Origin of the sequence: Stieleria mannarensis (genome assembly GCF_014154935.1) — a bacterium.
GTDB classification, from domain to species: domain Bacteria; phylum Planctomycetota; class Planctomycetia; order Pirellulales; family Pirellulaceae; genus Stieleria; species Stieleria mannarensis.
On sequence record NZ_JACEHH010000036.1, the window covers coordinates 83,624 to 97,650 of the forward strand.

The 14,027-nt window shown below is 59.7% G+C and carries 11 protein-coding genes and 1 pseudogene; 7 read left to right on the forward strand and 5 right to left on the reverse strand.

What is annotated here, in order from left to right; translation table 11 throughout:
- Positions 1–13: 13 nt before the first annotated feature.
- From H1B37_RS22495 to H1B37_RS22510, 4 genes are read left to right on the forward strand one after another with little or no spacing between them, the layout of a single operon-like run.
- Positions 14–493, forward strand: a complete 480-nt coding sequence (locus tag H1B37_RS22495) for a type IV pilus modification PilV family protein (protein ID WP_182868998.1) — start codon at positions 14–16, stop codon at positions 491–493.
- On the forward strand, positions 490–1,026 hold the full coding sequence (locus tag H1B37_RS22500) for a pilus assembly FimT family protein (protein WP_182869000.1): 537 nt from the start codon (positions 490–492) through the stop codon (positions 1,024–1,026). The genes H1B37_RS22495 and H1B37_RS22500 overlap by 4 nt, the downstream gene beginning before the upstream one ends.
- Positions 1,023–1,400, forward strand: coding sequence for a hypothetical protein (locus tag H1B37_RS22505; RefSeq protein WP_182869001.1), 378 nt, complete (start codon positions 1,023–1,025; stop codon positions 1,398–1,400). The genes H1B37_RS22500 and H1B37_RS22505 overlap by 4 nt, the downstream gene beginning before the upstream one ends.
- Positions 1,397–2,236, forward strand: a complete 840-nt coding sequence (locus H1B37_RS22510; protein ID WP_182869003.1) for a DUF1559 domain-containing protein — start codon at positions 1,397–1,399, stop codon at positions 2,234–2,236. Before H1B37_RS22505 ends, H1B37_RS22510 begins: the two co-directional genes overlap by 4 nt.
- 38 nt (positions 2,237–2,274) lie before the next feature.
- On the opposite strand, the gene H1B37_RS34020 is transcribed toward H1B37_RS22510, so the two are convergent.
- The 5 genes and pseudogenes from H1B37_RS34020 to pyk form a co-directional block, all read right to left on the reverse strand.
- Positions 2,275–3,855 (reverse strand): hypothetical protein, encoded by a 1,581-nt coding sequence (locus H1B37_RS34020; protein ID WP_286178045.1) that lies wholly within the window; start codon positions 3,853–3,855, stop codon positions 2,275–2,277.
- A gap of 156 nt (positions 3,856–4,011) precedes the next feature.
- Positions 4,012–4,926 (reverse strand): annotated as a pseudogene (locus tag H1B37_RS34495) (M56 family metallopeptidase); the annotation flags it as partial.
- On the reverse strand, positions 4,919–5,311 hold the full coding sequence (locus H1B37_RS22520) for a BlaI/MecI/CopY family transcriptional regulator (RefSeq protein ID WP_147871416.1): 393 nt from the start codon (positions 5,309–5,311) through the stop codon (positions 4,919–4,921). The gene H1B37_RS22520 and the pseudogene H1B37_RS34495, both read right to left, overlap by 8 nt.
- Positions 5,312–5,485: 174 nt before the next feature.
- Entirely contained in the window at positions 5,486–6,448 is a 963-nt protein-coding gene (locus H1B37_RS22525; protein ID WP_182869006.1) for an oxidoreductase family protein, read from the reverse strand.
- Complete coding sequence (gene pyk, locus H1B37_RS22530; protein WP_182869008.1) at positions 6,445–7,875, reverse strand: pyruvate kinase; 1,431 nt, start codon at positions 7,873–7,875, stop codon at positions 6,445–6,447. The genes H1B37_RS22525 and pyk overlap by 4 nt, the downstream gene beginning before the upstream one ends.
- 201 nt (positions 7,876–8,076) lie before the next feature.
- On the opposite strand from pyk, the gene H1B37_RS22535 reads away from it, so the two are divergent.
- The 3 genes from H1B37_RS22535 to H1B37_RS22545 all read left to right on the forward strand — a co-directional run bounded on the left by H1B37_RS22535 (position 8,077) and on the right by H1B37_RS22545 (position 13,787).
- Positions 8,077–8,901: an SDR family NAD(P)-dependent oxidoreductase gene (locus H1B37_RS22535; RefSeq protein WP_182869010.1), complete on the forward strand. Its 825-nt coding sequence runs from the start codon at positions 8,077–8,079 to the stop codon at positions 8,899–8,901.
- Positions 8,902–9,054: 153 nt separating this feature from the next.
- Positions 9,055–11,739 (forward strand): secretin N-terminal domain-containing protein, encoded by a 2,685-nt coding sequence (locus H1B37_RS22540; protein WP_220498324.1) that lies wholly within the window; start codon positions 9,055–9,057, stop codon positions 11,737–11,739.
- A gap of 194 nt (positions 11,740–11,933) precedes the next feature.
- Positions 11,934–13,787, forward strand: coding sequence for a proprotein convertase P-domain-containing protein (locus H1B37_RS22545; RefSeq protein ID WP_182869012.1), 1,854 nt, complete (start codon positions 11,934–11,936; stop codon positions 13,785–13,787).
- Positions 13,788–14,027 lie beyond the last annotated feature (240 nt).

Here is a 14,027-nt window from a genome sequence, read left to right on the forward strand (position 1 = left end):
CTCACCGACATCAATGAATCATTCTCGCCCCCCCCAGCGAACTCGCCACAGGCCGAAAGGCCTGGTCCTGCTGGAGACCCTGATCGCAGCCGGCGTCACGCTGGTCATGCTGTCGGTCGCCGTCCCGATGGTGATTCGTTCGGCACGCATCTGGAAACAAACCCAGCATCAACAGTTTGCCGCCGACGAACTGCAGGGGCAAATGGATCGTCTGATTGCGATGCCGTCCCAGCAACGCGCCCGGGCGTTGGAAAACCTGACGTTGTCACCCGAAATTCAAAACGTCCTGTACGACGCAAGAATCGAAGCAGCGACGATCGACGACCAAGACGGAAAACGCATCGAGTTGTCGATCGACTGGACCCGAGTCGGTGCGCCGCCACCGGTTCGGCTGGTCGCCTGGATCAATCCGTTCCCCGAGGCGACTTCACCCGCGCCCGATTCCACCGACACCCCGGATCCCGCAGCGGGTGACCAGGAGGACGAACAATGAGTTTGCATCGCCACGGACGCCAAACCCGGCGTGGGTTCACACTTCGTGAACTCTCGATCGCGATCGCACTGGGCGGCACCGTCATGACCGTTGCGATCTCGCTGGTGCATCACGCATTCGACTGGTCCAGCGTCGCCCGACATCGCCGCATGGATGACCAAACCTTTTTCCATCTCAGCCGGCAACTCCGCAGCGATTTGCATGTCGCCCGCGAGGCGGACCTGCAAACCAGCGACACCTCCGGCCAGACGCTGCAACTATCCATCGTCGGTGGCAACGACGTCGTCTACGCGATCGCCGATCAATCCGTCACACGCACCGAAACCAAACAGGACGCCGTCGTCCGCAATGAATCGTATCGCTTCAAACGCCCGCGGACTGTGTCGCTGAAACGATCGGAATCCGAAAACGAGATCCAGCTGGACGTCAAATCGGCCACGCCCTTTGACGCGTCCGAAGTCCCGCTCTGGCGATCGCTGCGGACGTCGATCGGCTTGCGACTACGTCATCAAAACGGAGACATCGAATCATGAGGTACCCGCCACGACGACGACGCGGCACGCTGATGGTCGGTGTCCTGGCTTGCCTGGTCGTCGTCGCATCGTTGATCGGATTGATCGCCAAAGATGCCTTGGCCGCGCGGCGTGAAACGCGTCTCCGCCTGCAACTGCATCAAACCCAGCGGTTGTTGGACGCGGGGATTCTGCGGGCGGCAATCCGAACCAAACAAGCCCCCGACTACACAGGTGAAACGTGGCAACCCACGTTGTCCTTTGCCGGACAAGACGCCGACGCGATCGTCACGATTTCCGTCAACGCCGATCAAACCACCGTGACCGCCAAACTCGGTCGCGCCCCGAACATCACCACCCAATCCTACGTTTACTCAACGAGCGAAGTCCAATGAAACGAAACGCGTTTACCCTTGTCGAACTCCTCGTCGTGATCGCGATCATCGGAGTCCTGGTCGGTTTGTTGTTGCCGGCCGTCCAAGCCGCACGTGAAGCCGCACGCCGAATGTCCTGCAGCAACAATATGGTGCAGGTCAGCCTGGCAGTTCATCACTATGAATTCTCCATGGAACATTTGCCCGACGGAGTGACCGACGACGAAGGCCCGATTCGCAACGAAGAAAACGCCGGCAACCACATCGGATGGATGGCACGCATCTTGCCCTACATCGAACAGCAAGGCGCATTCGCAAAACTGGACCTTAGCAAAAGTGCCTACAGCCCCGAAAACGCCGAAGTCCGCTCCTACGGAATTCCGACCTTTCGCTGCCCCTCCAATCCAACGATGTTCGGCAGCGATGGGCTGAACCGCGTCGGCACGTCAGACTACGCCGGCTGCTATCACGACGTCGAAGCCCCGATCGATGACGACAACAACGGCATCTTCTTCTTAAACAGCTCGCTCCGTTTCGCCCAGATCACCGACGGGACGACCAACACGATCATGACCGGCGAACACCTGGGGGACAAAGACCCATTGGGATGGATCACGGGCACGCGGGCCACGTTGCGCAACACCGATGAGTTCATCGACCGAAGCTACAACGACCACATCAACCAAGAACTCACCGCGTTGGAAGTCGGCGGGTACGACAGCTACCACGCCGGCGGAGGCAATTTCGGCATGGCCGACGGCGCCGTCGTGTTCCTCACGCACAACATCGACCCACAGGTCTACCGCCACCTCGGAAACCGATCCGACGGCGAACTGATCGACGAAACCGAGCGTTGATCGCGACTTCACTGCCCCCGAAACGTCAACCCGATTCGCTACCGACGCTCAAGCCGGACGTAGTTATCATCGTCTTCGGCCACATGCAACGTGGCGAACTTGGGCGTCACGATGCCGTTCTCGACTCGCTCTCCCTCCTCGATCTCCCAGTGGTAAATTCGAGAAAGGAACGGATTGGACCGAATTGATTCCCAATTTCGGATTGGCATGACGAACTTGCCATCGGCCTGAGTGACCGCCCGATTTCCGTGGACATGCCGGCCTGAACGCTGGAAAACCACCGTTGCTCCGACAATCGGGTTCCCCGACGAATCAGTCAGTTGCCCCCGGGTCATCCTCTTGAGCGGCAACAGGAACGGCGCCAAGTCCAGTTGCTCGGCATCGTCGGAAATGGTCAGCGGATCTGTCCGGGGATACTCATATCGCTCGTACAACGACCAGTCTGTGCCCATCGACACGACCCGCACGATGTCGCCTGCAGACGCATGAATCTTGAATTTGCCATGATCGTCAGTCAATGTGTTGCGACCAGTCACAAGGCTCCCGCGTGACTGAACCGACACCCTCGCCCCGCCGACCGGTTGGCGGGAATCAGCCTTCAAGACGCGTCCGCTGACCTCCACCGCACGAACGGTCTGGATCTCCAGATCCAGGACTTCGCCGGCGCGGACCTCCAAGTCTTGTGTTGCAATCGACGGCAAGAACTTCAATTCGTCATCCCAGTTGATGTAAAGCACCAGGTTTCGACTGGAGGGATAGGCGGGGACATAAAAACGCCCCGTTTGATCAATCTGAACTCGAGCATATCCCGCAGGATCTTCGCCCAATAGCGAAAGAATTGACAACTCGGTCCCGGCGATCCGTTCCGGATGATCCGTCACCACTCGGCCGCGAATCTCCCCGACGTCCTGCAAACGAAGGTTCCCCGCCGGGCGAAACAACTGTGTCCCGAATCGATCCGATCGCACGGCGATTCTGTTGCCTCCACTCAGCGGAATCGCACTGATCCAAGCCTTCCCTTTTGCATCCGTGCGAACGGCAATCCTTTCGGCTAGCGAGTGGGGAATCTTCCCAGCGAGCCCCCTTCGTTCGTCGACCGCACAGATTCCGTCGACCACCCGTACAGTGTCAATTGGCAGCGACTCTGGAAAAACGACCGCCCCAGACAACTCTGATCCACCGGGATCGAACACCCGCACTGATTGCTTTTGTTCGTGAGGCAATCGGATCTCCACTCCGCTGGCACTGGATTGATCAACCACTAACTCGGCGAACGATGCACCGCGAATCGCGTGCCCATCGGCATGGAACCAGGCAAGGGGTGATCGTATTTCGCCGGAAACCACACGAAATCGCAGAGTGAATGATCCGTCGTCCGCCGTTTGTCCTTGAATCGTCTTGCGCGACAGATCGTCAGAGTAGACGGAGTAATAGATCGCAGCACCTGGAAGAGGTGCTCCGCCAGCATCGAGCACGCGTCCCGAGACCACCTTCCAATCAATTTCCTCCTCCTTGATTGCCGTTCCCGATTGGCGGGGCTGACCGCCGATCATTCCGTCACCCGCAGCAACGACCGGTCGGCTTCCAGGTTGTTTCGGCGGAGCGTCGGCGCCCACCATACCGATTCCAATCAGGCACATGCCAATAAAGAGCACAACCCTCACCATCCCTCCCCGGCCGACCGGCCTTCGATCAACCCTCTCCTTCATCACCGAGCGAATTCGCTTTTCGATTCTGCCGCTTGATGCCATCGCGACCCCCAGATTGCGAGAAATCGGACGCAAGAACGCCCCCGAAACGATCGCGAGTAGACAGCGTGCATACTGATCCGATGCGACGCCGGCGTTTAAGACACGATCATCACAGGCACACTCACGAAGAGATGCACATTGATGCCTGGCGTACCAGTAAAGTGGGTGAAACCAGTACAAAACCCCAGCCAGTTCAACGAGACAATGCCACAGCGGATCCCGTCGCGCAACATGCCCCAGTTCATGCATCATGACGATCCGACGGCTATCCGTGGTCGACAAAGCCATCGCAGCGGGCAAAACGATTTTCGGAAACAAAACCCCAGTTGCCATCGGGATCACATCCGATTTCGCGATCATCAACTCGACGTGGCGGTGAATTCCCATCATGGAAATGCAAGCCCTGAACTCTCGATCCAGCGCAGGGGCAATCCCCGTCCGCCGACACGTGATCGAAGCCAGCCAAACGAATGATATCAACAATCGAATTGAGACGATCGCGCTGCCCACCATCCAGACGAACAGGCACACAGCCGGCATCGACCAACGCGTCACCGAATCGAGGCCCGTCGGCTGCACTCCCGACCGGTGTATCTGATGATCTATGGTGCAGTGTTTCCGTTCATCGCCATGTTCATCCCGGGTCGCAATCCATGGACTTGAAATCGCGTCACCAGGGAACCTGACGCTTTCCTCTGAATCGTTCGCGTTTGTTTCTATGGCCAAACCGTCAAAACTTGGCAGCACGGCCAACCGCGGCCCGAAAGCCACGACAGATGGCACTACCATCAATCCGATCAACCCACCGGCCCACAATCCATGACGATTCGCAGCGGATCGGTTCCGCCAGAAGACAGATGCGAAGCAAAGCACGAGCAGCAGCACCGTTGCGCCAACAACACTGTCAACCATCCATCGAATCAAGTTCGGCTCAATCATTGTCAGACTCCTTTTGTTTCAAGTCCTCGATCACCTGCTCCAATCGTTTGACATCCGCCTGCGTTAAACGGCTGCCCGGGCGTTCCAAATGTGTGGCGAGTGCCGCACCGATCGATCCTTCAAAGAACGTGTCGATCACTTGCCGCAACGCTTTCACACCGGCGCGGGGCTTGGACTGCTTCGCCAAATAGACGAATTCGCGGCCCACTTTCTTCCGCTTCAGATGGCCTTTTTCCATCAGGATTGCCAGCATCCTGCGAACGGCCATCGGGGTGGGGTTGCCATCAAGCCGCTGACAAACCTGATGGACGGTCGCCTCACGGGCGGAAAAGATGATCTCCATGATCTCTCGTTCACGACGAGAGAGACTGGTCAAGTTCGTCATCGCGCGCTTCCAGTTCGATTCTTGAGCCACAACACAGCGCTATTTTTTTAGCGTTTCCGAACCCCAGATGCAATTACAAAACGCTAAATTTTGTGCGCACGGAGGTGGATGGGGTCAGCTGCGCCGAGAAGAGATCGGACACCTCGACAGGCCATCAATGTCGATGCGAAGGTGTTACCCCAAAACCCGATCCACCATGCGGCGGCTGTAGTCGGTCAGCTTGGGGTGCGTCGCACACCAGCCGCACAGGAAACGATGAAAATCGGCCCAGGCCCAAGGGAACAGCCAGCGCCATTCCTGTTCCAGTTCGTCGCTCACCGCCGGAGCGACGCGCGAGCGCAGAGCATGGAAATAGACGTCCAAACACTGCATTTCGCGGCGATCGCATTGCTCGTCGCTCAGGCAACTGCCCATCAGATACGCCAAGTCCTTCATCCCGCAGCCGCCGCCGACGTATTGAAAGTCGACCGCGGCAACCGTGTCACGGTCGCCGGCGAAACAAAAGTTGGCGACCTTGGCGTCCCCGTGCACCAGCGTTTTGAAGCGACATCCCGACAAGCGGGCGTCGATCTTGGCGGCGGCATCCTTCAGCGGCCCCGGTTGCATCGCCGCCCATTCGTCCGGCCGCGTGTCCAGGTGCCAATACGTTCCGGTTTCCCAAAGCCCGGTCGGGTCTCGATCTAAAAACGTGGCGTGAAAGTTCGCCAGCCAACGGATGCATGCGAAAAGCTGCGGATCACTTAGCCGACCGCAACGATTGGGAAAACCCGCCGCATCCAGATCCTCCAACACCAGCACACGACCGCCGGCAAGCGACTCGATCGCGTAGCATGCCGGGACGCGACAACGCGAATCACAATGACGGCTCCAGTCGCGATACCAATTCGTTTCGACTTCATAGGAACGCAGCTTGCGGGCGTGCGAAACATCGCCCGACCAGCCACGTGGATTGGCAACCCCAAACCCCGGCGGGGCGATGTGTTTGGCGATCACCGATGACGGCACATGATCCCCGCGGAGCGTCATCCGCAGGATTTGTCCGTAGCCGCTCCAGAGCGATTGGATCGGTTCGACGTCGATCACGCCGTCGGCACCCACCGCGTCACAGACGAAAGACTGAAGTTCGCGTTCGTTCATTCCACCGTATGGACGACGACGGAATTGTGCGCGTTCTCAACCACACCGCTGCCGCTGACAAAGACGATGCGATCACCGGTCTTGAGGTGACCTTTTGCCTTGGCCCACTGACACACTTCGGCGCGGATCATGGCGGGGTGTTCCATTTGAGAAACCTTGCGTGGCTTGATCCCCCAGAACAAGTTGATCCGCCGCAACGTCGCCTCGCAATCACTGACGCCCAGCGTGGGGATCAAGCTGCGTGACTTACTTTTGACCCAAGCCGTGCCGCCACTTTTGGTGGCGATGATGATCATCGCCGCACCGATCGCCTCGGCGATGTTTGTCGCCGCGTAGGTGACCGCGGTGGTGATCGGATGCACGCGATTGGTGATGGTTCGGTCGGACATGTCGTGCCGCAGCGATTTTTCGGTGAACTGCATGATCCGGCTCATCATCTGAACCGCTTTGATGGGATGATCCCCTACCGCCGTCTCACCGCTCAGCATGCAAGCGTCGGCACCATCCAGAATCGCGTTGGCGACGTCACTGGCTTCGGCTCGGGTCGGCCGTGAACTGTGATGCATCGATTCCAACATTTGTGTCGCGACGATGACCGGTTTGACCTTTTCCTTGCAGACCTGGATGATCCGCTTTTGCGCCATCGGCGTTTCGGCGACATCGATTTCGACCCCCAAATCGCCGCGTGCGACCATGATCCCGTCAGCGACGTCGACAATGTCTTCCAGGTTTTCCATCGCTTCGGGCTTTTCGATCTTTGCGATCACCAGCGCGTCGCAATCGTGCGCCGTCAAAACACTCTTGAGCGAGTAGACGTCTTCGGCGGTCCGCACGAACGACAGGCTGATGAAGTCGATCTGATGATCGGCAGCCCAGATCGCGTTCTTGATGTCTTTGCGTTGCAGCGCCGAAACCGACAATTTGACGCCGGGCAAATTGATCCCTTGCCGGCTGCGGACTTCGCCGGCGGCGGTGACGCGGCAGACCGCGCGCTCGCGATCGACCGACACCACCTCCAACGAAACCAAACCGTCGGCCAACATCACGCGATTGCCGGGCCGCAATTCGTCGATCAGTTTGGGATAGGTCGCCGTCAGCTCGTGCGGCGTCGCCGGCTCGCCCTCTCGGATGAACGTCAGCTCCATCCCCACGTCACACTGCAGCGGGTCGCAGACCAGCTCCCCTAAGCGGATCTTCGGCCCGGCCAGATCCAACAGGATCCCGACCGGCGTGCCGGTCAGCTCCGATGCTTGACGGATCGCCGTGACTTTCTGTTCGTGATCCGTAATCTCTCCGTGGGCCGTGTTGATTCGAAACACGTCCGCGCCGGCCCGAATCAACTCGGCAAGCTGCTCGGGTGAATCACAGGCCGGGCCGACCGTGGCGACGATCTTGGTGCATGACTGATGAAGCGTCGGACTGGGCATGGGCATTGTCTGTCTGGTGGTGGCGTTTCCATCGATCGATGCGGACCGTTGTAACGTGGAAGACGAAATCTGCAAAGAAAGTCGGCCTGGGGGGTCACTTTCGATCCCCATTACTTTGCCTACAATGGGAACCAAGTTCCCTTAGCTCGCCCTGCCCTGCTCTCCCCTCCCCTGCTCTCCCCACTCCCCACGGCCGGCCCATTGTCCGTCTCACCGCAATCTCCCCACCGACCGGTCGCGCTTGTCACCGGGGGCTCTGCGGGGTTGGGATTGGTGATCGCAGAGACGTTCGCCGACGCCGGATACCAGGTCATCATCGTCGGCCGATCCGCCGAGCGACTCGATGCGGCAAAACAATTTCTTCCGTCGCCCCTCGGTCGAAGCGTCGCAACGCTGCCCGGTGACGTCGGTCGGCGCGACGAATGTGACCGCCTTGCGATCGAGGTCGAGCGTCGATTTGGACGTCTGGATTCCCTGGTCAATTGCGTCGGTGCCAGCGATCGCGGTCTGGCGGATGAACTGACCGCGGATCGTGTGCACGAGCTGATCGACCAAAATGTGACCACCACCCTGCTCTGCTGCCAAGCCTTTCGCGGATTGCTGGAACGCTCCGGTGGCAGCGTCGTCAACATCGGTTCACTGGCCGGCAAAGTCGGCGCGCGGTACCTGGGGGGGTACAATCTGGCCAAACACGCGCTGACCGGATTGACGCAACAGTTGCGATTGGAGTGGCGGGACCGGGGCATCCACGTCGCCCTGGTCAGCCCCGGCCCGATTCGTCGCGAGGACGCCGGCACACGTTATCGCGACCGCACCGATGGATCCCTGCCCGCCTCCGCCTCGGCCCCCGGCGGCGGCACCAAAGTCAAGGGTCTGGCGCCACAACGCGTCGCCGAAGCCGTGCTGCGGTGCGCCCGGCGGCGCCGCACCGATGTCATCCTGCCCGGTTACCTGAGGCTGCTGATCGTGCTCGGGAACGCCTTTCCACGCCTGGGCGACTGGCTGCTGATCAAGTTCACCAGCTGAACAAGATTGACTTCGTCGCCAGCTTCACTACCCTCTATACTATCCCACCCATGCTGCGATCGGCCCCCTCCGGTCCCCCGCCAGCATCCTGCCCCACCCCAACGCCTGCTGGAAATCCAACGCGGGCGTTTCCAACGATCAACGAGTTGCCGAATGAATCGATCACGGCATGCCCACCTCTTCCCCCCGGGCCCAGGCGTCTTTCGTCTCGTTTTTGTCGCCGCACTGGCCGGCGGCGTCACCTCACCGCCACCGCTGTGGGCCCAGGAATTGCCCGCTCAAGAACAATCGAAAGAACAGCCCGCCGAAGAACAGTCGGTGCAAGAACCACCGATTCCCCAACTCCCGGCTCCGACGGCGACTCCCGACACGACGGCGGCATCTGGCGAAGTCCGATTCGCCTTCACCGGGGTGCCATGGCGGGACGTGATCGATTGGATCGCCGAAGAAGCCAACCTGGCACTGCACATCGACGGAGTCCCCGCCGGCAGCTTCACCTACAGCGACCCGAATTCATTCACGCACCAAGAAGCGATCGATCGGATCAATTTGTTTCTGTTGCCCCAGGGATACACCTTGGTACGCAGCGGCAATCTGCTGTCGGTCATCAATCTGAGTGACCCGAGAAGTCTGCAACAACTCGACGCGTTGGCCGAATTGATTCGCGCCGATGAGTTGGCAGATCGAAACAGCCACGACGTCGTCAAATGTTTATTTCCACTCGGAGCCCTCTCGGCCGAAGAGGCGGTGGAGGAACTCGGCGCCATCAAGTTGATGATGACGCCCGCGGTCTTCAACAAAACGAATCAGTTGATGGTGACCGACACGGTGGCGAAGCTCCGAAACGTCAAAGCGATCCTGGATTCCTTCGAACCGTCCAAGTTAGATAACGGCACGATCGTCAAAAGTTTTCCGCTGGAACATGTCGAGGCGGAAGACGTGTTGTTGGTCGCCCGACCGCACCTGGGCCTGGCCACCGGTGAAATGATCGGCATCGATGTCAGTCTATCGGCCGACCTGGAAGGCAAGAACATCTTCGTGACCGGCATCGAAGACAAGGTCAAGCTGATCGAAAAGCTGGTCGAATCGATCGATGTTCCGGCCCCCTCGCTGACCGATGCCGAAACCAACGCCAAACTGCAGACGCACGAAGTCGCCGGCGGCAACGTCGACTTAGCCTACGACGTGTTGCAAACCCTGATGGCGGGCAAGGACATCAGGATTTCCAAGGATGTCACCGCGGGCACCATCGTCGCCCTCGCCCCCCCGTCGATCCAAGAAGAAATCGCACAGACGGTCGAGAAACTGGCCGCCGACGAAGCCCGATTCGAAGTCATCCAGTTGAAGACCGTGGATCCCTACGTGGCGATCGCCTTGATCGAACAGATGCTCGACCTGCCGTTCGACTTTGACGACAACGATCGAAGAGATCGCGATCGAGACGAGATGCCCCTGCCGCCGCCCAAGATCGACGCCGATCCGGAAAACCGACGACTGTTCGTCCGCGGCCGACAATCACAAATTGACGAGATCAAGCAAATCGTCGAAGGCCTGGATGAGAAGCAGGACTCGGTCGCTTCCAGCGAAAGCATCCGCTTGCTGCCCCTGACCGGCAACCATGCCAAGCAATCGCTGATGTTGGCCGCCCGGTTCTGGCGATTGCCCAATCCGATCGTGTTCTTTGAATCCGACCAATCCGCTGACAGCGGCCAACGAGAACGCGTTGTCCATGATTCCGCCGACGAACGATCACCGCGAGGCGATGATTTGCTGGATGCATTGGAAAGCAAGACGCCGCCCCAATTCGTTTCCGTCTCCGACCGCGGCCGACTGCTGCAAACGCCCGCAGCGGATGTCACCAAGTCCGCGATCGAATGTCAACTGACCACCCGAGGCCTGCTGATCCAATGCGACGACATTGACGTTCTGAACCAGTTCCAAGACCACCTGGAAACGCTCGCCGGGCGCGGCACCGCGTTGCCCGCCGAACCCATCGTTTTCTATCTGAAATACACTCGTCCCGAGGATGCGATCCGGATGCTGGCCGAATTGCTGGACGGTGGCGAAGCGGTCGCCAGCAACAGCGACACCCTGGTCAACGCGTCGATCTCCTCCCCGACCGACACCTTCCTGGGCAGCCTGATCACCAACCGCGAAGGCACGATCACGTTGATCGCCGGGTCCGCAACCGTGGTCGCCGACTCCAGGTTGAACCGGTTGATCGTTCAAGGAACCGTCGACGACGTCGAATTGATCGAGGACTACCTGCGGATCATCGAAAAAGACAGCAGCATCACGTCGATCGAAACCTACGGCACCTCGCACGTGATCGAGCTACAGAATTCCAAGGCGGTGGAGGTCGAAGCGGCGATCCGACAAGCGTTTGCCGGCAGGGTTGCCGCGGCAACCTCCGGCCCCGGCGTTCCCGGAGGCGGTGGCGCAACCCGCGCCGACGCGGCACGCAACGAGGACCAAGATTCGCCCAAGGACAAGAAATCCGACAACAAAAAAGCCGCTTCCAAACCGGCCGCCCAACAGGCCCGCGACTTGGAACCCAAGATGACACTGGCCGTGCACGAGCCCAGCAACTCGCTGATCGTGACCGCGCCCGATCCATTGTTTAAGGAGGTCGAAGCGTTGGTCAAAACCATCGACGTCCGCGGCGAACAGATGATCCAGGTGATCACGCCCAGCAACAGCGAGGTGCTGGAAACGGTGTTGCAAGAGATCTTCCTGGGGCAAAGCGACGGTCGCTCCCGATCGACTTCACGCGTGTCCGCGTCGGCCTCGCGCGCCACCCCCTCGCGTTCGTCATCCTCTTCCGGCGGAAAGCGATAATGCCAAAGCAACTTTCCAGCTTGACCGATCCGCTGATGAAACGTCGCCCAGCTGGACGACGTCAATCGGACGTAGCTACGCTCGCCAGAGCGTGGGAGACTCGGGGGAACCACCTTCTGGCGAAGGTAGCTACGTTTGACCGACCAACGTCAACCTCTTGTGCCCAAGTGAGGTTGCGTCCGGCCGTTTGGTTGATGGGTTTGATCCTGTGCATCGTCACCCACGCCGCGGCCGCGACAACCGCACTTGCCCAATCCGGGCTGCGCGAATCGCTGGACCTGCTCGATCGCAACGAGAACGGTTACATCGAACCCGAGGAAATCACCACGCTCTCTCGACCCTACTTTGAACGGATCGCCGAAGCACGACGCATGTCGCTGGAACGTCCCAACCGCATCGAAAACTGGCAGGAAGCAGCCCGCATCTACCATGCGCTCAAAAACGGTGTCGCCGGTGAACGTGTCCGCGCCAGCCGAGATCAAGCGGTCAAAAGTTTCCGGCCGCAAGACGAGGACCCGGTGGTGCCGGAGTTCGGTTTGCCGGAAGTCAAATACCCCTATCAGTTCCAAGACCTCGAAGAAGCCGACGATACCCTGCGCCGCTACGACCGCGATCGTGACGGTTACCTCAGTCGCTACGAAGCCTCGCGGGCGCGTTGGACGCATCGCGATCCCTTCAGCATGGACCTGAACAACGACGACCAACTCAGCCGCCTGGAACTCGCCCAACGCTATGCCCGCCGACGCATGTTGAGCGACGACTCGGACGAACTGCGTCAACGGGCGCGGCGAACCGGGATGGGGGTCCGACGCAACGAAAAAGAAAGCGAAGACGACCGACGGCGCCGCGAACGATCCGAATGGTGGCGATCCGGCGGCGACCGTTTCTGGTTGACCGCCGCCGTGCTGGGACGCTTCGACGCAAATCGCAACGGCCGACTGGAAATGGACGAGACGATCGACCTGGGCCTGCCCACCGGCGCCATCGATGCCGATCAAAACGGCGAACTTTCACGCGACGAATTGTTCGCCTACTTCAAAAACCTGCAGGATCAAACCGGTGACCTGATGGAAGGACTGCCCGGCTGGTTCTACGAACTGGACACCAACCGTGACAAGCAAGTCGACCTGACCGAATTTGCAACCGAGCTGACCGACGCGCGGGTCGCCGAGTTCGTCGCGCTCGATGCCAACCAAGACGGACTGCTCGCGCCCGAAGAAGTGATCGCGTCGAAATCCATGATGGGCGGCAGATTCGAAAACCCCGACGCCGAAATCTTGCCGCCCAAGAAAACCATCGTCTCGGAAATCGACATCTCGGAAAACTTTCTCATCGCGGACCTGAATCTGCAACTGTCGCTGACGCACACCAATGTCTCCGGCCTGGACGCCTACCTGACCGGTCCCGATGGCACACGGATCGAACTGTTCACCCAAATCGGCGGCCGAGACGACCATTTCGACAACACCCTGTTCGACGACCAAGCGTCCACCCCGATCGTCAAGGCGCGCCCGCCCTTCGAAGGCTCCTTTCAACCCGAAGGTCTGACCAAACGACAACCCAGCCTGGGCGCCTTCAACGGCAAAAATATCCATGGCGTCTGGCAATTGACCATCCGCTGCTCCCGCAGCGATCGCTTCGGCATGCTGCACCGCTGGTCCCTGATCGCACGGCCGGATGAAGAGTCGTTGCTGGACCGGCCGGAGATCGACGACACGACGCCAGAGGAGACGCTGAACGGCGAAGCAGGCGAGGCCGAATCCCTGACCTCCGCGGTCGGGACGGAACAACCTTTGCCGATGCCTCGCGGTTCGTCATTCGCAAGTAACGCACTCTCCATGGGCAAGGACCTCAAGCCATCCGCTTCCGGGTTCTGGACCCCGGAGCGAAAGGCGGAGTACGCCCAGAAGCTTCGCAAGCCGTCGGCGGAGGAATGGGAGAAGATGAGCGACGAAGAAAAACGCCAACGAATGGCCGAACGCGCCGCCGCCATCCAAGAATACAAGAACGCCCTGGGCAAACAGGCTGGTAAGCCCGACCGATCGTAGCTCCCTTCGACGCGTCTCCCTTCGATCGTAGCTACCTTCGCCAGAACGTGGATTCCTTCCCGGCAGGAATTCCCCTCCTTCGGTGCGGCAGAAATGCCAGCGGGAAACCGGAATGAGGCCCACGGATGGCAGAGCGTACCCACGGATCTCTGCCTGCTTTATATCGGCCAGCCAATCTCTTCCCCATTCATTCTGCCTTTTATTGCATTGCCCCCATCGTCTTGCCCCCATCAGGCACGG